This is a genomic window from Celeribacter sp., assembly GCF_048270365.1.
In the GTDB taxonomy this organism is placed as follows: Bacteria; Pseudomonadota; Alphaproteobacteria; order Rhodobacterales; family Rhodobacteraceae; genus Celeribacter.
Genome location: NZ_JBLWTA010000001.1, coordinates 390,861 through 410,382 on the forward strand (window position 1 = coordinate 390,861; position 19,522 = coordinate 410,382).

15 protein-coding genes are annotated in these 19,522 nt (G+C 59.6%); 10 read left to right on the top strand and 5 right to left on the bottom strand.

What is annotated here, in order from left to right:
• The first annotated feature begins 106 nt into the window (after nt 1-106).
• From ACN0X0_RS01950 to ACN0X0_RS01985, 8 genes are all read left to right on the top strand, one after another.
• Complete coding sequence (locus ACN0X0_RS01950) at nt 107-886, top strand: 5-oxoprolinase subunit PxpA (protein ID WP_417263000.1); 780 nt, start codon at nt 107-109, stop codon at nt 884-886.
• Between the two features lie 29 nt (nt 887-915).
• Nucleotides 916-1,149, top strand: coding sequence for an acetyl-CoA carboxylase (locus ACN0X0_RS01955; protein WP_417263001.1), 234 nt, complete (start codon nt 916-918; stop codon nt 1,147-1,149).
• A 1-nt stretch (nt 1,150) separates the two neighbouring features.
• On the top strand, nt 1,151-2,527 hold the full coding sequence (locus tag ACN0X0_RS01960; protein ID WP_417277792.1) for an acetyl-CoA carboxylase biotin carboxylase subunit: 1,377 nt from the start codon (nt 1,151-1,153) through the stop codon (nt 2,525-2,527).
• Nucleotides 2,524-3,399 carry a 5-oxoprolinase subunit B family protein gene (locus tag ACN0X0_RS01965; RefSeq protein WP_417277793.1) on the top strand — a complete coding sequence of 292 codons (876 nt, stop codon included), beginning with the start codon at nt 2,524-2,526 and terminating at the stop codon, nt 3,397-3,399. The genes ACN0X0_RS01960 and ACN0X0_RS01965 overlap by 4 nt, the downstream gene beginning before the upstream one ends.
• Nucleotides 3,389-4,360 carry a biotin-dependent carboxyltransferase family protein gene (locus ACN0X0_RS01970; protein ID WP_417277794.1) on the top strand — a complete coding sequence of 324 codons (972 nt, stop codon included), beginning with the start codon at nt 3,389-3,391 and terminating at the stop codon, nt 4,358-4,360. The genes ACN0X0_RS01965 and ACN0X0_RS01970 overlap by 11 nt, the downstream gene beginning before the upstream one ends.
• A gap of 132 nt (nt 4,361-4,492) precedes the next feature.
• Nucleotides 4,493-5,554 carry a TMAO reductase system periplasmic protein TorT gene (gene torT, locus ACN0X0_RS01975; RefSeq protein WP_417277795.1) on the top strand — a complete coding sequence of 354 codons (1,062 nt, stop codon included), beginning with the start codon at nt 4,493-4,495 and terminating at the stop codon, nt 5,552-5,554.
• A 67-nt stretch (nt 5,555-5,621) separates the two neighbouring features.
• Nucleotides 5,622-7,124, top strand: a complete 1,503-nt coding sequence (locus tag ACN0X0_RS01980; protein WP_417277796.1) for a sugar ABC transporter ATP-binding protein — start codon at nt 5,622-5,624, stop codon at nt 7,122-7,124.
• A complete protein-coding gene (locus ACN0X0_RS01985; RefSeq protein WP_417277797.1) occupies nt 7,121-8,137 on the top strand; it encodes an ABC transporter permease in 1,017 nt (338 codons plus the stop codon). Before ACN0X0_RS01980 ends, ACN0X0_RS01985 begins: the two co-directional genes overlap by 4 nt.
• Nucleotides 8,138-8,254: 117 nt before the next feature.
• Here ACN0X0_RS01985 and ACN0X0_RS01990 read toward each other — a convergent pair whose 3' ends face one another.
• The 4 genes from ACN0X0_RS01990 to ACN0X0_RS02005 form a co-directional block, all read right to left on the bottom strand.
• Nucleotides 8,255-11,554: a CapA family protein gene (locus tag ACN0X0_RS01990; RefSeq protein ID WP_417277798.1), complete on the bottom strand. Its 3,300-nt coding sequence runs from the start codon at nt 11,552-11,554 to the stop codon at nt 8,255-8,257.
• Between the two features lie 175 nt (nt 11,555-11,729).
• On the bottom strand, nt 11,730-11,924 hold the full coding sequence (locus ACN0X0_RS01995; protein ID WP_417277799.1) for a hypothetical protein: 195 nt from the start codon (nt 11,922-11,924) through the stop codon (nt 11,730-11,732).
• A 247-nt stretch (nt 11,925-12,171) separates the two neighbouring features.
• The gene (locus ACN0X0_RS02000; RefSeq protein ID WP_417277800.1) at nt 12,172-13,692 is read right to left on the bottom strand and encodes a BapA/Bap/LapF family prefix-like domain-containing protein; all 1,521 of its coding nucleotides are present in this window, start codon (nt 13,690-13,692) and stop codon (nt 12,172-12,174) included.
• 252 nt (nt 13,693-13,944) lie between these two features.
• A complete protein-coding gene (locus ACN0X0_RS02005) occupies nt 13,945-15,726 on the bottom strand; it encodes a BapA prefix-like domain-containing protein (RefSeq protein WP_417277801.1) in 1,782 nt (593 codons plus the stop codon).
• 375 nt (nt 15,727-16,101) lie between these two features.
• On the opposite strand from ACN0X0_RS02005, the gene ACN0X0_RS02010 reads away from it, so the two are divergent.
• Nucleotides 16,102-18,039, top strand: coding sequence for a response regulator (locus tag ACN0X0_RS02010; protein WP_417277802.1), 1,938 nt, complete (start codon nt 16,102-16,104; stop codon nt 18,037-18,039).
• A 196-nt stretch (nt 18,040-18,235) separates the two neighbouring features.
• Nucleotides 18,236-18,871, top strand: a complete 636-nt coding sequence (locus tag ACN0X0_RS02015; protein WP_226550518.1) for a response regulator transcription factor — start codon at nt 18,236-18,238, stop codon at nt 18,869-18,871.
• Between the two features lie 79 nt (nt 18,872-18,950).
• Here ACN0X0_RS02015 and ACN0X0_RS02020 read toward each other — a convergent pair whose 3' ends face one another.
• On the bottom strand, nt 18,951-19,379 hold the full coding sequence (locus ACN0X0_RS02020) for a hypothetical protein (RefSeq protein WP_417277803.1): 429 nt from the start codon (nt 19,377-19,379) through the stop codon (nt 18,951-18,953).
• Nucleotides 19,380-19,522: the final 143 nt, after the last annotated feature.

A 19,522-nucleotide genomic window follows, 5' to 3' on the forward strand; every position in this document is an offset into this window, starting at 1 on the left:
GCCGCTCATTCATTCTGATTTTTAGATAATGCACAAACAATATTTTGAATTTTACAACAGGAAGGTTTTTTTCAGAGGATGGGTCCAAAGAAATTAAGGACCGAACATGCGAAAGATCATCGATTTGAATTGCGACATGGGAGAGGGCTTCGGGCATTGGGTTCTGAGCGACGCCCCCGATGAAGAGCTGATGGCTCTGATCTCCTCGGCCAACATCGCGGCCGGGTTTCATGCCGGCGATCCGAACTCCATGGATCGGGTGATCAAACTGGCGCAGACCTACGGCGTGGGTCTTGGCGCGCACCCCGGCTACCGCGATCTTCAGGGCTTTGGCCGCCGCTACATCAAGACAACGCCCGAAGAGCTGGTCAATGACATCATCTATCAGGTCGGCGCGGTGCGCGAATTCGGGCGCCGTCACGGCATTCGCCTGCAACACGTCAAACCCCACGGCGCGCTTTACATGGAGGCCGCCGTCAACGAAGACCTGTCGCGCCACATGATCGAAAGTCTGGCGGCGATCAGCGGCGATCTCTTGATCTTTTGCATGGGGACCTCGAAAACCTACGAGGTTGCAAAACGTCTGGGCCAGCCGGTGATCCGGGAATTCTACGCCGACCGCGACTATGGCGACGACGGGTCCATCGTCTTCACCCGCCGCGTGTCGCGGCCCGATCCCGAAGAGATCGCCCAGAAATGTTTGCGTGCCTGCGTCGAAGGCAAGGTGACCACCGTCACCGGCAAAGATATCGACATCGCGTTCGAGTCCATCTGTTTCCATTCCGACACCCCCGGCGCGGTTGAGATCGGGCGCGCCATTCGCGCCGCTCTCACCGAGAACGGGATCAACATCGCACCGGCCTCCGCCGTGCTCGAGACCGCGTGAAGCGGTCCAAACAACAGGGAAAACACATCATGAGCGACATCCAATCCCCCCTCCCCGGCACTTTTTACCACAAGCCCTCCCCCGAAGAGCCGCCCTTTAAGGTGCCCGGGGATACGGTGGCCGTCGGCGACCAGATCGGCCTGATCGAAGTGATGAAAACCTTCATCGCCGTGACCGCCGAAATCGCGGGCACCTTCAAAGGCTACAACGTCGACGACGCCACCCCCGTCACCGCAGGCGCCGTCTTGGCGGAGCTTGACTGACATGGCGATTGAAAGATTGTTCATCGCCAACCGTGGGGAGATCGCAGTGCGCGTGGTGAAAGCCGCGAAAGCCCTCGGCATCCACACGATTCAGGCGCATTCCGAAGCGGACACGGAGATGTTGGCCGTCAAACTTGCCGATGAGGCCATCTGCGTCGGCCCCGCGCAATCGAAAGACAGCTACCTCAACATCCCCGCGATCTTAGAGGCCGCAAAGGCCACCAAGGCGGACGCGATCCATCCGGGATACGGCTTCTTGTCCGAAAGCCCCGCCTTCGCCCGCGCCGTGGAAGAGGCCGGACTGATTTTCGTCGGCCCCTCCGCCGACACGATCGAGCGCATGGGCGACAAAGTTGCCGCGCGTCAGGCCGCCGAGGCCGCTGGCGTGCCGGTCGTCCCCGGCTCCGACGGGCGCATTGATGTCTCCGAGGCGTTATCTGTTGCCGAAAAGATCGGCTACCCGGTGATGATCAAAGCAGCCGCAGGCGGCGGTGGGCGCGGCATTCGGATTGCGAAAGACGAAACCGAACTGAAAACGCTGGCGCCGCAAGCCAAGGCCGAAGCCGAAGCCGCCTTTGGCGACGGTGGTCTCTACATCGAACGCGCAATCCTCTCGCCCCGCCATATCGAAGTGCAAATCTTGGGCGATGGCGAGACGGCCGTGCATTGCTATGAGCGCGAATGCTCGCTGCAACGCCGCCGTCAGAAAGTCTGGGAAGAAGCAGGTGCGATGTGCCTCGACGACGAGACCCGCGAAAGCCTCTGCTCCTCTGCCGTGGCGCTGGCCAAAGCGGTGAACTATCGCGGCGCGGGCACCTTGGAATACCTCTACGACGAAGCGGCGAATGAGTTCTATTTCATCGAGATGAACACCCGCATTCAGGTCGAACACCCCGTGACCGAAATGGTCACTGGCGTCGATCTTGTGGCCGAAATGATCAAGGTCTGCGGCGGCGCAAAGCTGTCGATGGCGCAAGATGAGATCAAAAAGACCGGCCACGCCATCGAAGTGCGCCTCTGTGCCGAGGACCCGTTCCTGAACTTCATGCCTTGGCCCGGTGTCGTGTCCACGCTCAAGGAACCCACCGGCGACGGCGTGCGGTTCGATCACTTCCTCTCCGAGGGCTATCAAATCCCGCCCTTCTACGACTCTCTGCTGGGCAAGGTCATCGTCCATGCCGAGACCCGCGAGGCCGCCATCGACAAACTGGTGGAGGCGCTCGAAAGCATGGAGATCGGTGGCACGAAAACCACCGCTCCGCTGCATCTGGCCTTGGCCGCCGACCCGGAGGTGCGCAAAGGCGCCTTCCACACCCAATGGCTCGAGCCCTGGCTTGAGGCTGGCAACCTGTCCGCAACCAAAGGAGACGCCGCATGAAAACGCGTTACACATATGGCGGGGACGAACATATCTATGTCGAGATCGACGATGAAATGTCGCTCGACGCCTTCTTCATCGCGCTCTCTTTGTCGAACATGGTGCGCGAGGCGAATATCCCCGGCGTGACCGAGATTCTGCCCGCAAATGCCTCTTTCGAAGTGCGGTTCGACCCCGATGTGATCGCGCCAGACGCGATGATGGACAAGATCAAAGCCTTCGAACATCAGGCCGAAGCGCAGGAAAAGCGCCTCGACACCCGGATCATCGAAATTCCGGTCTATTACGAGGACCCCTGGACCCACGAGACCCTGATGCGGTTCCGCGAACGCCACCAAGACCCGACCGGCAGCGATCTCGATTACGCCGCGCGGATCAACGGCTATGATACAGTCGCCGATTTCATCGAGGCGCATCACAGCCAGCCGTGGTTCGTCTCCATGGTGGGCTTCGTCTCCGGCCTGCCGTTTCTCTACCAACTCGTCGAGCGCGAAAAGCAGCTCGAAGTGCCGAAATACCTGCGCCCCCGCACCGACACGCCGAAGCTGACGGTGGGCTATGGTGGCTGTTTCTCCTGCATCTATTCCGTGCGTGGCGCGGGCGGTTACCAGATGTTCGGCATCACCCCGATGCCGATCTACGACCCGGAACAAAAGATCAGCTATCTCAAAGACTTCATGGTCTTCTTTAAACCCGGCGACATCGTGAAATGGAAACCCATCGACCGCGCCGAATACGACCGCATCACGCAGGCGGTCGAGGATGGCACCTACACGCCGCGCATTGCCGAGGTCGCTTTTGATCTCGACGCGTTCAACGATGACATGACCGGCTTTAACGCCAAGCTGATGGAGGCCCTCAATGACGCTTGAGATCATCAAACCCGGTCTGGCGACGACCATTCAGGACCTTGGCCGTCCCGGCTATTTCCACCTCGGCATTCCCGAAGGCGGCGCGATGGATCGCCTCGCGTTTCGGGCCGCGAATATGCTCGTTGGCAATGACGAAGGAGCGGCGGGATTGGAAGCCGTCTTCATGGGGCCGGAGATCAAATTCCGCGCCGAGATGAGTGTGGCCGTGACAGGCGCAGAGATGCCCATGTTCCTTGATGGTGAGCCGCGCGAAACATGGACCTCATTCACTGTGAAACCCGGTCAAGTGCTGTCCTTCGGCTTTCTGAAAACCGGCGCGCGCATCTATATTGCGGTCTCCGGCGGCATCGACACGCCGCCCGCACTTGGCTCGCGCTCGACCTATCCGATTGGCGCTTTGGGTGGCTTTGAAGGCCGCGCCATTGCCGCAGGCGATGTGATCCCTGTCGGCGACGGGTCGGTGGTGGCGGAGGGGCGCATGGTCCCCGATGCGCTCCGCCGCCGCCCCGGCACCCCGGCCGAATTGCGCGTCCTCACCGGCCTCTATTGGCACCGCTTGACTGAAAAGAGCCAAAAGGCGTTCTTTGACGACGATTGGGTGGTCGCGCCCGAGGCCGACCGCATGGGCTACCGCTTCCGTGGCGGGCATCCGATGGAATTCGTCGACCGTCCGCAGCCCTTTGGCGCAGGCTCCGATCCGTCGAACATCGTCGACGGGTGCTATTCCTACGGCTCCATTCAGGTGCCCGGCGGGCTTGAACCCATCGTGTTGCACCGCGATGCGGTGTCGGGCGGCGGGTATTTCACCCTCGGCGCGGTGATCTCCGCCGATATGGACCTCATTGGGCAATTACAGCCCAACACGCCGGTCAAATTCAAACGCGTCGAGATGGATGAAGCGTTGACCGCCCGCGCCGCACGCAAAGCCATGATTTCAGAAATTCGTCAGTCCCTCTCCTGAGGGGCCGACGTCCCCCCGGGGGTGCAAGCCCCCACACCACCCTAGGGGCTTCGGCCCCACCTCGAAAGCCAGACCACAATAACAAGCGGCACAAAGCCGCCTTCCCTGATGAACCAACAAGGAGTCAGATCCATGAAACTCGCCCTGATGACAGGCGCGGCACTGGCCGCGCTGGCCACCGCCGGCTTTGCCGAAGACTGGTATCCCTATGAGGCCGAAGAGGTGACCCCCGCCTTCTCGACCGACGGCACCACCAGCGCCGTGACTTACACGCCGCTTGAGAAAGCCGATGAAGCCTATGACATCTGCGTGTCCTTCCCGCATATGAAAGACGCCTATTGGCTCGGTGTCGACTATGGCGTCGCAGAAGAAGCCAAGCGCCTCGGCGTCAAGATGAACCTCGTCGAGGCGGGTGGCTACACCGAGCTCGCCAAACAGGTGAGCCAGATCGAGGATTGCGTCGCAGCCGGTGCCGACGCGGTGATCATCGGCGCGATTTCTTACGATGGCTTGAACAATGTGATCAAAGAGACCGCCGCCAAGGGCATCCCGGTGATCGATGTGATCAACGGCGTCTCCTCGCCCGACATCTCCGCCAAATCTCTGGTGTCCTTCTACACGATGGGTTTTGAGACCGGAAAATATCTGGCCGAAAAACACCCGGCAGGCAGCGATCCGGCCAAAGTCGGCTGGTTCCCCGGTCCGGCAGGCGCAGGTTGGGTCGAGGCGGCGAACTCCGGCTTTATGGAGGCCGTCAAAGGCTCCGCCGTCGAGGTTCTGGAACCGCGCTACGGCGACACCGGCAAGGAAGCCCAACTCAAACTGGTCGAAGACGTGCTGCAATCCGACCCGGATGTGAGCTACCTCGCGGGCACCGCCGTGACCGCCGAAGCCGCGCAGGGTCTGTTGCGCGAACGCGGTCTGACGGATGAGATCGGCCTTCTGGCCTTTTACATGACCCCCGGCGTCTACACCGGCATCCAGCGCGGCATGATCGCGGCGGCGCCGGCGGATTCCATGGTCATTCAGGGCCGGATCGCCATGGATCAGGCCGTGCGGATCATCGAAGGCAAGGACTACGTCAAACACGTCGGGCCGAAGATCTTTGTCGTCGACAGCGACACCATCGGCGATCTGTCCCGCGACGCGATCCTGCCGCCGGAAGGCTTCCGCCCCGTCTTCTCCGTCGAGTGATCGCCTGATCTCTCTTTGATCCGAAGACTCGGGTGAGGCCTTGCCGTCTCACCCGATAGGAGGCCCCATGACCCTTCCTCTACTCACGACCCACAACCTCACCAAAACCTACCCCGGCGTGCGTGCCCTAGATGGCGTGGATTTCGATCTCATGGCGGGCGAAGTGCATGTTTTATTTGGTGAAAACGGCGCGGGAAAATCCACGCTGATCTCCATGCTCGCAGGCGCCAACACGCCCTCCGAGGGCAAGATTTACCTCGATCATCATGAGGTGGCATTTGACTCCGTGGCCCGCGCCAAGGCGCATGGCGTCTACACGGTGTTTCAGGAATTCTCCCTCATCCCCACGCTCACCGTGGCCGAGAACATGTTTCTCGGACAGGAACCGCGCATGGGGATTTTGGTCGATCATGCCGAGATGCGCCGCCGCGCGCAGGAGATTTTCGACGAGCTGGGATTCCCGATCTCCCCCACCGCGCAGGTCTCGACCCTGTCGCGCGCGCAACAGCAGATGCTGGAGATTTCCAAGGCGTTTCACGGCGATCTGAAGGTGCTGATCCTCGACGAGCCCACCGCCTCTTTGACCGAACGCGAGGTGGATCACCTGTTCCATTTCATCGAGAGGCAAAAGTCCAAAGGCGTCGGCATCATCTATATTTCGCACCGGATGCAGGAGTTCAAACGCATCGCCGACCGCATCACCGTGCTGCGCGACGGGGCCAAGATCGGCACGGTCGAAATGGCGGGCACCGATGAGGCCGCTTTGGTCGAAATGATGACCGGACGCCAGATTGCCGACATCTATCCCACCATCGCCACGGAGCCCGGCGAGGTGGTGCTTGAGGTCGCGGATCTCGCCACCCCCGGTGTGGCCCCCTCTTCGCTCCGCCTGTGCCGAGGCGAGGTTCTAGGTGTGGCGGGCTTGGTCGGCTGTGGCAAATCGCGGTTCTTCCGCGCCATGATGGGGCTTGGTCCCCGGCGCTCCGGGACAGTCCACCTGAACGGGCGCGACATCACCGGGTTGCCCACGCGCGAGATCATCCGCGCAGGGCTCTATTACCTGTCGCCCGATCGCAAACACGAGGGGCTCGATCTGGCAAAGACTTCGGACGAGAACCTCGCGCTCAATGTCGTGACCTCCGGCGCGCCCGTGAAACGCGGCTGGATCGACTGGCGCAGGGTGCGTGACACAGTGGCCGGGATCGCCACGCGGGTCGAGCTGCCCGAGGATTACCGGACCCGGCGCGTGTCGCAACTCTCGGGCGGCAATCAGCAAAAGGTGCTCTTCGGCAAGGCCTTTGGCCAGGAGGCCGATGTCTATATTTTCGACGAACCCACCGTGGGCGTCGATATGGGCACCCGCGCCGCGCTTTACCTGAAAATCAAGGCTCTGGCCGAAGCGGGCAAAGCGGTGGTCGTGATTTCCTCCGACCTGCCCGAAGCGATCAACCTCTCCCACCGCATTCTTGTCTTCGCCAATGGCCAGGTCTCGGCAGAGCTGCCGCGCGCTGAGGCCAGCGAAGACACCGTCCTGAACTATTTCTTCACCGAAAGCGAGCCCGTCCAATGAGCGATGCAACCGCACCGGCGCAGGTCACACCGCGCGCCAACCCGATCAAAACCCTGTTCATCCGCGTGGGCGTCTTGCCGTTCTTTCTGGGCATTGCGCTGGTGGTGTTCTCCTTTATGTCCGACAAATTCCTGACCGGGCAGAACCTGATGAATGTCGCGCGCCAATCTGTCTATCTGGTGCTGGTCTCCTTGGGGCAAATGCTGGTCTTGGTCTCCGGCGGGTTCGATCTGTCGGTCGGCACCGCGATTGCGCTGACCTCTGTGGCCTCCGCCCTGTCGATGACATGGGCCGCGGGCGTCTTTGACAGCATGTTCCTGATCATCGCGACCGGCATCCTCGCAGGCGGCTGTGTCGCGCTGATCGTCGGGCTGATCAACGGCGTGGGCGTGGCCTATTTCGAGGTCTCGCCTTTCATCATGACGCTGGGCGTGTCCTCAGTGGGCGCAGGGCTTGCGCTTTTCATGACCGGCGGCATCCCGATCTCCGGCCTGCCCTTCGCCTTTGGCGACACCTTCGGGTTCGGCAAATGGTTCGGCGTGCCCGTGCCGGTGTTCATCGCGGTGATCTGTATCGTCGTGATGTGGCTGATGATGTCGCGCACCACGCTTGGCACCCGCATCTATGCGGTCGGCGGCAACATCAAGGCCGCGCATCTCTCGGCCATCGACACCAAGAAGACGCTGGTTCTGGCCTATGTGCTCTGTTCGCTGATCGCCGCGCTGACCGGCGTGCTTTTGACCGCCCGCGTCGAGAGCGGCGAGGCCAATCTCGGCGGCACTATGGCGCTGGAATCCATCGCCGCCTGTGTCATCGCGGGCGTCTCTCTGAGAGGCGGTATTGGGCGGGTGCAAAACGTGGTCCTGGGCGCGTTTTTCATCGTCATGGTGCAAAACGGCATGAACATCGCCCGCGTCAGTTCCTACATGCAGATGGTGCTGCTGGGCAGCTTGTTGATCCTTGCGGTGATCTTTGACCAGATGCGCTACCGGATGATCATGCGCGGCGCGTGACGCCCCGCTCACAGACTGTCAAAACCCGCGCGACCTTCGATGTGGCGCGGGTTTTATGACCCAAAGCCCCGCAAAATCTCGTAAACCTTTGTGAGAAGGCCCCATCTGGCGCAGCGGCTATGACGGGTCTCCCAAGCGTACCGGAAGAGGTTTTGGAAAAAGATAGCAGTCCGTATTCGGGCGCCGTCCAACAACACGGATTTCAAGCTGCAAATACGCCGCACGCAGATGTTCGAGCGCCGGAGGACGCAGGCCGAAACGGTCATAATAGATTTCTCCCGCCTGCCAGCGGGAGGTTGGCTGCATCCAGTCACAGGGATCATGCGCCGAACCGAGCCCCCAGATCGCGCGATGCTCCCCGCCGGGCGGAACGGCCCGATACTCGAGTTTCAAATCATCCGGTGGCACCGGCGTGGCGCGCCACCACGTCTCCACCCAAAGCATCTCGCGGCGGGTGATCTGCGTCGGATTGAGCCGAACCCCCAAGAGCTCAAGCCCGTTCACGATCTGAGGGACGACCCGGGCGTCGCGGGGCACATGTGTCGCCTGTCCGAGACGGACGGCGGGCGCAAAGTCCGACAGACGTTCAAGCCGACGGGGTTTCTCCTGTTTAGCAACGGTTTCGGTTGGGGCGTTCGTCGTGTCTGTCGGTTTGGCGGAACGATCCGCAGGCGCATCGACATGGATCACCACAGCCTGCTCCGAGGTCTCAACAGAGGTTCCGACCGCCCGACAGCGCGCAGCAAAATCGGCAAGGACGGGCGCGGCGGCGGCCTTGGGCAAAGCCTCGCAAAAACCATATCCGACACCGATGGGAAGAAACTCGACCCAAGCCACGCGGCCACGGTCAAGGCCAAGACGAAACACGCCGCCCGGTTTGATGTCGCTTCGCAAGGCTTCTGACAAAATCACCCCCAAGCCCGGCAGGATCGGCTTGGATTTATAAATTTCGACGCCTTCAAGCCGGCTGTCGCGCGCGCCAAAGACCAGATCGGCCCCCGCGTCGATCAGGGCCTGCGACAGCGCACGCTGGGTCGCCTTAGCGACCTGGGTCCCCCAATGCACGGAGACGAAAACGGCATCTGCCTGCTCTGCCGCTGCTTTGAACTCCCGCGTCAGGCGCCATGCATCCGGATGGTGGGGAGAGAGATAAGCCGTTCCTGCCTCAGCCTCGCCTGCCGCAAAGCGCTCTTGGGAGGCATCGATACCAAACAGCGCAACACGCAGTTCGCCCGCCTGACAATAGGTCGGCTGAAAGGCCGCTTCACGATCAGATCCGCCGCCTGCGCTGGCGATACCGACCGCATCCAGAATGTCTTTTTGTTGCAAAAGCGCCGCTGGACCGTAATCGCCGCTATGCGCATTGGCGACCGTCACCGCATCGATCCCAGCATTGGCGAGCACCTCGATCATCTCTGGCCGGGCGCGCCGATAGAACGGCCCCTGCTCGCCCTTGTCGACCCCCTGCTGACCCAATGTGCTCACCACACAATCAAGGGTCGCAATCGACAAATCTGCCTCTTTCAGCACGGGAAGCTCAATCAGTTGATCCAGTCCAAGCTGTCTGGCGCGGTCATGCACGCGCCCGCCGAGATTGAGACTTCCCGCCAGTGCCACAACAGCCTGTGCCGGATGCGGCAAACTTGGGACCGAAGCCTGTGGCGCAATCTCGATTGCGGCTGTCGCTTGGGCTTGGGCTTGGGCTTGGCCGAGATAATACCGCAGATAGGCAACAAAGCCCGAGAGGTAATGTTCCACATCGTCAATGCGCACCCGAAACGCGTGATGCCGGATGAAGAAACTCCCCAAGATACGCGCAGGATTTTTGAAATACATCGCAATCTCGGGCCAGAAAAAACCGTTCAGCAGATGATGCGCCCGGGTTTCCAGGACCCGGTAAAATGTATCACGATCCAACTGCTTCAGGAGATGACGATGCTCCGCGCTTTGATCGAGGCGACCGATCATCTTATGCGCGGCCATCATCAATTCGAGCAGCGTCGGAAAGGTGGTGATCCGGTCGAGCACAAAGTCGAGATGCCCGACAACATTCTGAAGTCCAAAGCGAAAATAGCGCTCCTCTGGCCGGTAGAGTGTCAGCTCGTTGACACAGTAGCTCAGCCAGTGATCATGGATTTTCCAATGCTCCTGCGCGATGAAATAGTCGAACGCTTTCTCAACCGTCGCGATCCAGCGCGGGTCCTTGGTCAATCCGTACAGGCGCATCAAACCAAAGGCCGCTTCGCCATCGTAATAGATGATGCGAAACACCTCCTTGACCGAAAGATCATCGGCATTGAGCACATGCGCCAACTGTCCCGTCTCTGTGTCCTGAAGCCGCACAATCCCCAAGGCCAGCGCCTCAAGAAGGGACAGATGACGTTCATCGCCGGTCAGTTCGGTGTATTTCACAAGCGCCAGAAGACAGACGGCACTTCCGCCCAGTTTGAGCTCATTGTTCATGTCGCGCAGATAGGCGACCCGGCCCCCCTCCGGCGCCTCGTAGGGTTGGATCAACGTCTCGGTCAGAAAAGCAAGCCCGCGATCAATCGCCTCTTTGAGCGCCGCGTCCTGCGTCACCTCCCAGGCCTCCAGCATCGCATAAAGCGTGCTCGCATGGCGCAAGGTGTTGTAAGAGTTGATTTCCCGATCAAAACAGGGATGCAGCCCGTAGGTAAATTGGCCCTTCTCGTCGAGCTGCTCAGCCAAAAAACGGCTGGCGTCGTCAATCAACCGCGTGACGCAGGGCTGATCCAGATCCGCCAGTTTGCGCCGCCCGGTATCCCGCCCTTCGACCCCGCCTTCATAGCCATGTAGCGGCACAGGCGGCGCATCGGCCTCAAGCAAAAACGCCTCTGTCGCAAAAAGCTGCACGGGAGCCTGCGCCTCAGTCGGCAAGGTGAACGCCGCACCGAAACGTCGCGTGCCATAGGCCCTGAAGTTCTTGACGTTCAATCCCGCGTGTTCGACCGCATTGCCAAGATAGAGCATCGCATTGGCATTCAGTTCCTGTTCGAGAAACGCCTGAGAAAACCCGGGATCCAGTGCCACACCATAGCGGAAATAGTTGCGTTTGCTGGCTTGAAACGCCTGTTGTGCCTGCTCCCATGACAAGGCCCAGCTTTGGCTGACCCAATCCACGCGCACCCAACGAACCTGTCTGTCGGAGGCGTCCGCCTCGGTGCACCACTGTTCCAAAGACGTCCAAAGGGCTTTCACATCCGGCGCGGAAAAATGAACGACTGTCGCGCGTTCTGTGCCGTTGCTGATCGAGAAAAAGACCCGAAGGGGCGCGTTTTCTTCAGCGGATGACATCGCATAGGTCAGCGCCGCACGTGCCTGCGCCAAAAGTTGGCTTAGGGACACCAAAGGCGAGGCGGACAGGCGGGAGAGCGGGTCGCAAATGGTCTTCGTCATGAATTATATCCTGAGCAGGTTCATCCCGAACGGCTCAGACACCCTCACCTTTTGAGCATAGTAAATACGCCGAAAGGATAGGATCATAGCACCACGATCCAAGTCAACACTGGCGTCTCAGAAAAGACATCTCGGCACAGTCCTCACGACAAGACCATGGCGGCAAAGCTCTGGCTCAGCTGTCCTGGCCCGGCCCCGTTTTGAAAAGCGCCTGATGGTCTGCCGCCAGAGCTGCGAAGGCACGAGAAGTCTCTGAAAAGCCCAAAGATTCGGCAATGACACTTGCGTAAAGCGCGTCCGCAATCAAATTTCTGGACAGACCCTGTGTCGATGCATCAGTATGCCGGAGATCATTCAGGCTTTGGTTCACGTCGAACTCCTAAAGGAGAGAGGCAGATCATGCTGGGTGAGTGATATTGGGGGTGACACAATCCGCCTCTCAAGTGTCGGGTTGGTCCGGTGAGAGACCAGCCCTGCGTGCGGAGAAGTTATTTGCAGGGACTTCTCCTACACCATCCAATGGCCGTTGGATGGTGATCTCGATTTATACTACCGGCTTGGCCACGCTATGCCCCAGATAGAGCCCGGGCGGGCAAGTCCGCCCGGGTCTGCTTTGTTTAGATCGGCAGGATGTCGGTGACACCGCCCAGCAGGTCGTCGCCCAACAGATCACCGCCAAGCAAACCATCCGTCAGCCCACCAAGGAGCCCACCGGACGCCGCCGGGTCACCATCCGTCACCAGGACAAGCCCTGTCGCATCGGCGACAAGTCCTGCGTCACCGATCACTTCGCCAAGCACACCGTCATTGCCGGTGATGTCGCCCAAGAGGCCACTGTTGCCGGTCACATCGCCCAGCAGGCCGCCATCTGCGAGCACATCGTCGAGCAAGCCAGCGTCACTGCCCGTCAGCCCAGACAAAAGCCCACCTTCGCCGCCAAGGAGACCATCGGTCAGCCCGCCGAGGAGATCATCGCCCAAGAGGCCGTCTGTCAGACCACCAAGCAGATCGCCTTCGCCGCCGAGCAGACCGTCGGTCAGACCGCCGAGGAGATCACCGCCAAGGAGGCCGCCATCCGAACTCCCGTCGGTTGCGCCTTCGCCGAGCAGGCCGGTGCCGATCAGATCGCCGACAAGCCCTTCAGAGCCCGTGATGTCACCAAGCACGCCATCGTTCGTCAACAGATCGCCCAGAAGGCCACCGGAGCCTGAGACATCGCCCAGCACACCGGAGTTTCCGGTCAGATCGCCGAGCAGGCCGGTATCGGAGACGAGACCGTCAAGCAAGCCAATGTCGTCACCTTGGACCCCGTCGCCCAGAAGCGGTTGCCCCAGAAGGTCGTTTCCAAGCGCACCAAGCACGCCGTCTTCACCGACGAGATCACCCAGAAGGCCTTCAGACCCCGTGATATCGCCCAACAACGCACCGTTGTCCGTGAGACCGGCCAGCAGACCGCCAGCACCGATCAGCGGATCGAGGAAGCCCTGAACATCCGCATCGGCGTCGGCGTCGGCGTCGGCATCAGCATCAGCGTCGGCATCAGCATCCGCATCCGCATCGGCGTCAGCATCAGCATCGGCATCCGCGTCGGCATCCGCATCCGCGTCCGCATCTGCGTCGGCATCAGCATCTGCATCGGCGTCAGCATCTGCATCGGCGTCAGCATCTGCATCGGCGTCAGCATCTGCATCGGCGTCAGCATCTGCATCGGCGTCAGCATCTGCATCGGCGTCAGCATCTGCATCTGCATCCGCATCCGCATCAGCGTCAGCATCCGCATCGGCGTCAGCATCCGCATCAGCGTCGCTGTCATCACCGCCGCCTCCACCGCCACCGGCGAGTGCTGCGAGACCGAGGGCGCCAAGACCGAGCGCCGCCACGGCTTCCTCGGGCATGCTTTCACCAAGGCCAGCCGCCGCGGGATCGCCTTCAATCACCATATCGTTGCTATAGACAATGCTATGAAGCGACCCGTCTGCAGCCGGGACGTAATAGCCAGCAACGGTGATCATATCCCCATTGCCAAGATCAATGATCAGATCATTGCCCGACCGGCTATATGTCTCAAGCCCGGTCTGGTCGATGTTCAGCGGAACGCGCACCTCATTCGGGGACGCCTGAATTGTTTTCATAGTCATGTTTCACTCCAATACCCAATTACACCCTTCGCACAGTAACGAACGCATACGTAAGTTCATACGAAAGACTTAAGTATGTATCTGAGATATTTTAGTATGCCTAGTCAAGTTTTCTCGCATCATATTCAGAGAAAATCCGACGACACGCACAACTCAGGCGCATTTCCCCCCGGCCTCGAGCTCACAAAGGGACATCAGAACAGAAAAACGCCCCGCCAAAGGCAGGGCGCTTCGTCGCGTTTCAGAGATCGATCAGATCAGAGAATCGTCACCGCCGAGCAGACCACCGGTCAAATCGCCCAGAAGACCATCCTCTCCACCGAGCAATCCGTCCGTAAGCCCGCCAACGAGACCACCATCGCTGAGCAGACCGCCGACCAGACCTTCGTCGCCGATCACCCCATCAAGCAGGCCATCCTCACCACCGAGAAGACCACCGGTCAGACCGCCCAGAAGACCGTCTTCGCCGATGATGCCGTCCAGCAAGCCATCAGTCAGGCCACCGAGCAGACCGTCAGAGGCTTCGTCCCCATCGGTCAGCAAGGTCAGCCCTGTCAGTTCCGTCACGAGACCCTCATCCCCAACGACGCCGCCAAGCAGGCCATCGTTGCCAGTCACATCACCGAGCAGCCCGCTATTGCCGGTCACATCGCCCAGCAGACCACCATCAGCCAGCACAGGATCCAGAAGACCGGCACCCTCACCGCCCAGGACACCATCCGTCAAGCCGCCCAGCAGGCCATCTTCGCCGCCCAAGAGACCATCGGTCAGATCACCCACCAGCGGAAGGCCGTCGAGAAGGCCGCCCTCGCCACCGAGCAGGCCGCCAAGCAGACCGTCGTCGCCGGTCAAACCGCCGAGGAGCCCATCTTCGCCGCCCAAAAGGCCATCGGTCAGATCACCCACGAGCGGGAGACCATCCAGAAGCCCCCCTTCCCCGCCGAGCAAGCCGCCCAGAAGTCCGTCGTCGCCGGTGAGGCCGCCAAGCAGCCCATCTTCGCCGCCAAGAAGACCATCCGTAAGACCGCCCACAATCGGAAGGCCGTCCAACAGGCCGCCTTCGCCGCCCAGCAGCCCATCGGTCAAACCACCGACCAGCGGAAGCCCGTCGAGCAAGCCACCTTCGCCGCCGAGAAGACCATCCGTGAGACCGGCCACCAGACCTTCGTTGCCAAGCAGGCCACCGACAAGGCTATCACCGCCGAGAAGACCGCCCACGAGACCGTCCTCCGACAAAAGCCCACCGACGAGCCCCTCATCGCCCAGCAATCCGCCCACGAGACCGTCTTCGGTCAGAAGGCTTCCGACAAGACCGTCAGCGTCCAGCAAACCGGCTGTGAGACCGGTGCTGCCGAGCAAGCCACCGACAAGCGAGCCCTCGCCCAACAGCGCATCGGTCACGCTGGACAGAGGATCATCGGAGCTTGGGCCGTCACCGAGCAGACCTGCGCCCAGCAGGCCACCCAAGAGACCTTCTTCGCCGGTCACGGCCCCCAAAAGGCCGTCATTGCCGATCAGGCTGCCCAGCAGGCCTTCGGATCCTGTGATCGCGCCAAGGCCACCTTCGTTGCCGGTCAAAGACCCAAGAAGACCGTCGTCATCCACAACAGAGTCGAGAATGCCCGTCGATTGGTCCGGCTCCGGCTCCGGCTCGGGTTCCGGCTCAGGGTCGACCGTATCGTCGTCATCATCGTCTGAATTGTCGTCGTCGTCATCCAAAAGCACTGCGGCACCAAGCCCCGCCAAGGCGGCCAGACCAGCGCCGGCTTCATCCAAGGAGAACCCCTGACCAAGCCCTGCGACCGCGTCTTCATCGTCCCAAACGCCTTCGACACCGCTGAACGTGCCATCGGCATAGAGCAGGCGATGCGCCTCGCCACTGGCGGTTTCGGTATAAAAATTGCTGAGGGTGAGCGTATCACCATTGACCTGTTCGATAACAAGGTCGTTTCCGGATTTCACAAAACGGCTCACGCTGTCCTTATTCAGATGAATCTGAACATCCACTGCGTCGCCAACAACAAATCCACTCATCGCCATTTCCCTAGTCCTTTCATGTGGCCCCTGCGGCCAGAATCGTTACGTAAGCAATAACCCCTCCCTTTGGTTATCAAAAGTATGTAGTTACATCAATAATAATATTTAAATCATCAAATTGATCAGAATTAAAACAATACGCAGCGAGAAACATTGTCGAAAAGTTGCTTCCCCCCTTCCTTTGCGCCAATCACTCAGCGACACTCAGCGCATGACAGATTGCACACGGCTAAGTTGCACATGACTAAATTGCTCAAGGCCAAGCAAAGAAATGACGCAAACAGCAAAGAATCTTCGTCGAGGACTGAAACACAGGTATGGTTAAGTATGACGTCTGACCCCCATGCATCGCCCTCTCAGAACAACGCAGCGATGCGACCGATCATTCAAACCATCGCGCGCCTCATCGCGACGGACCGGCGCCCTTCCGTACTTGCCACCGAGACCGGAAGCATCCTTCTGGCCAACGCTCCCGCACAGCGTCTGCAGCTTGATCAGGGGGATCTGCAAGACAAACTCGACTGGAAAGCCCTGTGCAAACAGGCGAATCGCGCCACCAGTGTCGCCACCTCACTCACGCTTGGCGCAACCGAGCTGGAGGGCGAAGTCGTCCATCTCTCTCTTGGGGCAGGCGACGGTTATCTTTTGCGACTGTCAGAAAATGATCACGAGGCCGCTTGGCTGCGCAACCGCTCACGCGCCGCCACGCTCATGCGCGTCGCGCATGACCTGCGCACGCCGATCCAGTCCCTCCTGGCAACGGCGGAGAATGTTCTGGACACCGCCACCACAAACGACATGGCCCAAAACCAACAGGCCCGCAATCAGCTCAAGAAAACCTCCGAGTTGGCGCTGGAGCATATCAGCAACGTGCTTGGTGTCATTCGCGGTGAGCAAAGCGTCAGTGGCCTGCGTCCGGACGAAACATTCAACATCACCGAGGAACTGCGCAGCCTCATGATGATGATCTCTCCGATCGCGCGCGCCCGTCATGTGAATCTCAAACTTTGGCTCGATCCACATGAAGATGTGTGGGTGCATGGGCCGGTGCGTTTTGTGCGGGCTCTCTTTCAAAATATTATCGACAACTCTGCCAAATACGGCGGGCAGGATGTCGAAATCGGTCTCTCCTGTCGCCCCATCGCCACGACGGAAACCGATGAGCCCTCGCTCAAACTTACTCTGACGGTCAAAGACATGGGGGGCGGCCTGCCCCCGGAACAAAAAGCGCGCCTTTTGAAAGCGCTCGGTCAAGCCGACGCAAAGCAGATCGAATCCTCGCAAGACAGCACCACCGCCCAATCCGAGCGCCCCTCGGCGGGATTGAATGTCCTCGCCCATGCCTTGCGACAACTCGGCGGTACGCTTGCATTCTCCGATCGTTATGCAGGCGACTGTGAGACGGCAACCGACACGGACGCCGCGGTCCTTGGCACGGTGATGGAGGTGACACTGGTTTTAGAAAAAGGAGAGCAGACGGGGCTGTTTCCCGAAACGCCAAACACGTCGCTGCCCGAAGAAAACTCTTTGCAAGGGATCTCCATCATTCTGGTCGAGGACAGCCCCGCAAGCCGGGACTGGATTTGCCATGTCCTCCGCTCCGCAGGCGCCCATGTCTGGCCGACTGGAACGGGCCTTGAAGCGCTTTCCTTGCTCACGAAATCGGACATTACCGACAAACTCGATCTGATCCTGACCGACATGACCCTCCCTTACATGTCCGGCGTCGAATTCGCGCAACGCGTGCGCAAACAAGAAGACGTCAACTGGCACGGCCCCATCGTGGCTTTGACGGCGCATGTGGCGGACGCCGTGCTCTCGGCCTGTGACGCCGCAGGTATTGCGAAGGTGCTTGAAAAACCCATTCGGCCGGCACAGTTGCGCGCGGCTCTACACGCGGTCTTGGAGGACGCCAGAGGGACATCGCAAAGGCTGTCGCCACCGGCCTCACAGGACGAGGTAAAGGCCGTTGCGCCGGAAGAGACAGAGGTTCCGCCGCTCAAAGACGAGATTGTGCACGAACTGCTGACACAACTAGGCCATCAGGGCGCGACATCTTTCATGACCCGCGCACATGCCGAGGCGGGCCATGTTTTGTCCAAGCTGCAAAAAGACGGCATTTGCCCCGATACGGGCCGCATGCTACATGCGGCGACAGGGGCCTGTAGCCTCACGGGTCTTGGCGCATTGGAAGCCTGCTTGCGGTGTATGGAAAAGGCTTTTGATGCTGGCGCCCCCCTAGAGGACTGTCAGAAACAATTGGAAAAAGACCTCGCGCGCACCCAAAAAGCGATTTTTGAACTACCCTAAGCTATATTGCTCTACCCCAAATTCAATCATAGATTGTAAAATGTGGATTTCGTGCAGAAATCTGGAACATAATGAGCATTTGCTCAGTTAAAGAGTGGCGAAAATATTTTAGTGATCTCTATAGAGCTTCATTGCGTATTGAAGTTCACCAGTGAGACGAACTGGGCCGCACAGGCTTGGATAAGAAGGAAAACAGATGACGGCGACCGCCTCTAAGACGAGAATTCTGATTGCAGACGACCACGCGATGGTTTTGGAAATGTTCGATCATTTTCTTTCCAACCTCCCAGAATTCGAGGTAACAACGGCTCCCGATCTGAATGTAGCCATCGACATTCTCGACCGCGATGGCCCTTATGATTTGGTTTTGGTCGACTTGAACATGCCGGGCATGAACGGTGTCGAAGGGCTGGGGAAAGCGCTTGAGAAAAATCAAGGCAAACCGACCGGGCTTTTGACCAGCGATCCGACAGCTCAGGTTGTCACCGAAATTCTCGCCATGGGTAGCTCTGGCGTCATTCTCAAGACCGCGTCTTTGAAAGATTTGGCCAACGAAATCCGCTTTATGGCGGCGGGCGGACGATATGTGCCGGTCGAGTTGCTTGATCTGCAACGCCTCAAATCACGCGGCACGACGAAATCACCGCTTTCGGAAAGAGAAATGCAAGTGCTTGAGCATTTGGCAGAGGGGCAATCGAACCGCGAAATCGCGCAAGGTCTGAGCCTCGCTGAGGCAACCGTCAAGATGCATGTGAAATCAATCTGCACGAAACTCGGCGCCAACAACCGGACACAAGCGGTCATCGTGGCGCAGGACAGGAACTACATCTGAGCCTTTTGTGAAACGCCCGCACCGCTATCCATTGCACAACGTTTTTCTTTTTCCCTGCCTCAGGTAAAAAGAAGACGCGTTAATGTAGCTGACGCAAGGATCGCAGAACCGTTTGCCCGCAGGCTTTCGCGGGCAAAACGGCGTGACAAATTCCAAGAGAAAACAGAACGGACTCCCCTTCCCAAATCTCGCTTTCAAGCGCGACAATGCGAATATCGGGATAGGTGCGTCGGATTTGCAAGCAGGCATCTGCCGCGGCCTCCGGCGCACCAAAAAAGTCCTCATCCACAACAAGAACATCTGGTTTCCAGGCGCCACCATGCAAATGGCTCAGCGCATGGTGCGCATTGTCGCTGTGCAGCAAGGACATCTGAAATCCTTGCCTGATTTGAGACATGTCCATGGGGATCGCGTCCCAATCCGTGAAGGCAATCACATTGATCACCAAATGCGCAGACCCGGCTGAAACTGCGACGGCATTTTCCGGTTTTAAAGTTTGCTGTAGCATGCGTGAGCCCCCGTCATCCCCAAACGCACTTTCGGCGTCTTATATTTACTCCAAGTATGCCAACCGCACCGGCCGACGCATTGCGTGCTTTCGTGATGGTGCAACCTCTTCCGTAAGCCCCGGCCAAACCGACAGATGGCGGT

Bases quoted from the DNA above. Each gene is read 5' to 3' on its own strand.
- ACN0X0_RS02020 (WP_417277803.1), bottom strand. From the start codon at position 19,379: ATGCTACAGCAAACTTTAAAACCGGAAAATGCCGTCGCAGTTTCAGCC.
- ACN0X0_RS01990 (WP_417277798.1), bottom strand. From the start codon at position 11,554: ATGACGAAGACCATTTGCGACCCGCTCTCCCGCCTGTCCGCCTCGCCT.
- ACN0X0_RS02015 (WP_226550518.1), top strand. From the start codon at position 18,236: ATGACGGCGACCGCCTCTAAGACGAGAATTCTGATTGCAGACGACCAC.
- ACN0X0_RS02005 (WP_417277801.1), bottom strand. From the start codon at position 15,726: ATGAGTGGATTTGTTGTTGGCGACGCAGTGGATGTTCAGATTCATCTG.
- ACN0X0_RS02000 (WP_417277800.1), bottom strand. From the start codon at position 13,692: ATGACTATGAAAACAATTCAGGCGTCCCCGAATGAGGTGCGCGTTCCG.
- ACN0X0_RS01965 (WP_417277793.1), top strand. From the start codon at position 2,524: ATGAAAACGCGTTACACATATGGCGGGGACGAACATATCTATGTCGAG.
- torT (WP_417277795.1), top strand. From the start codon at position 4,493: ATGAAACTCGCCCTGATGACAGGCGCGGCACTGGCCGCGCTGGCCACC.
- ACN0X0_RS01985 (WP_417277797.1), top strand. From the start codon at position 7,121: ATGAGCGATGCAACCGCACCGGCGCAGGTCACACCGCGCGCCAACCCG.
- ACN0X0_RS01970 (WP_417277794.1), top strand. From the start codon at position 3,389: ATGACGCTTGAGATCATCAAACCCGGTCTGGCGACGACCATTCAGGAC.
- ACN0X0_RS01960 (WP_417277792.1), top strand. From the start codon at position 1,151: ATGGCGATTGAAAGATTGTTCATCGCCAACCGTGGGGAGATCGCAGTG.
- ACN0X0_RS01980 (WP_417277796.1), top strand. From the start codon at position 5,622: ATGACCCTTCCTCTACTCACGACCCACAACCTCACCAAAACCTACCCC.
- ACN0X0_RS01950 (WP_417263000.1), top strand. From the start codon at position 107: ATGCGAAAGATCATCGATTTGAATTGCGACATGGGAGAGGGCTTCGGG.
- ACN0X0_RS02010 (WP_417277802.1), top strand. From the start codon at position 16,102: ATGCGACCGATCATTCAAACCATCGCGCGCCTCATCGCGACGGACCGG.
- ACN0X0_RS01955 (WP_417263001.1), top strand. From the start codon at position 916: ATGAGCGACATCCAATCCCCCCTCCCCGGCACTTTTTACCACAAGCCC.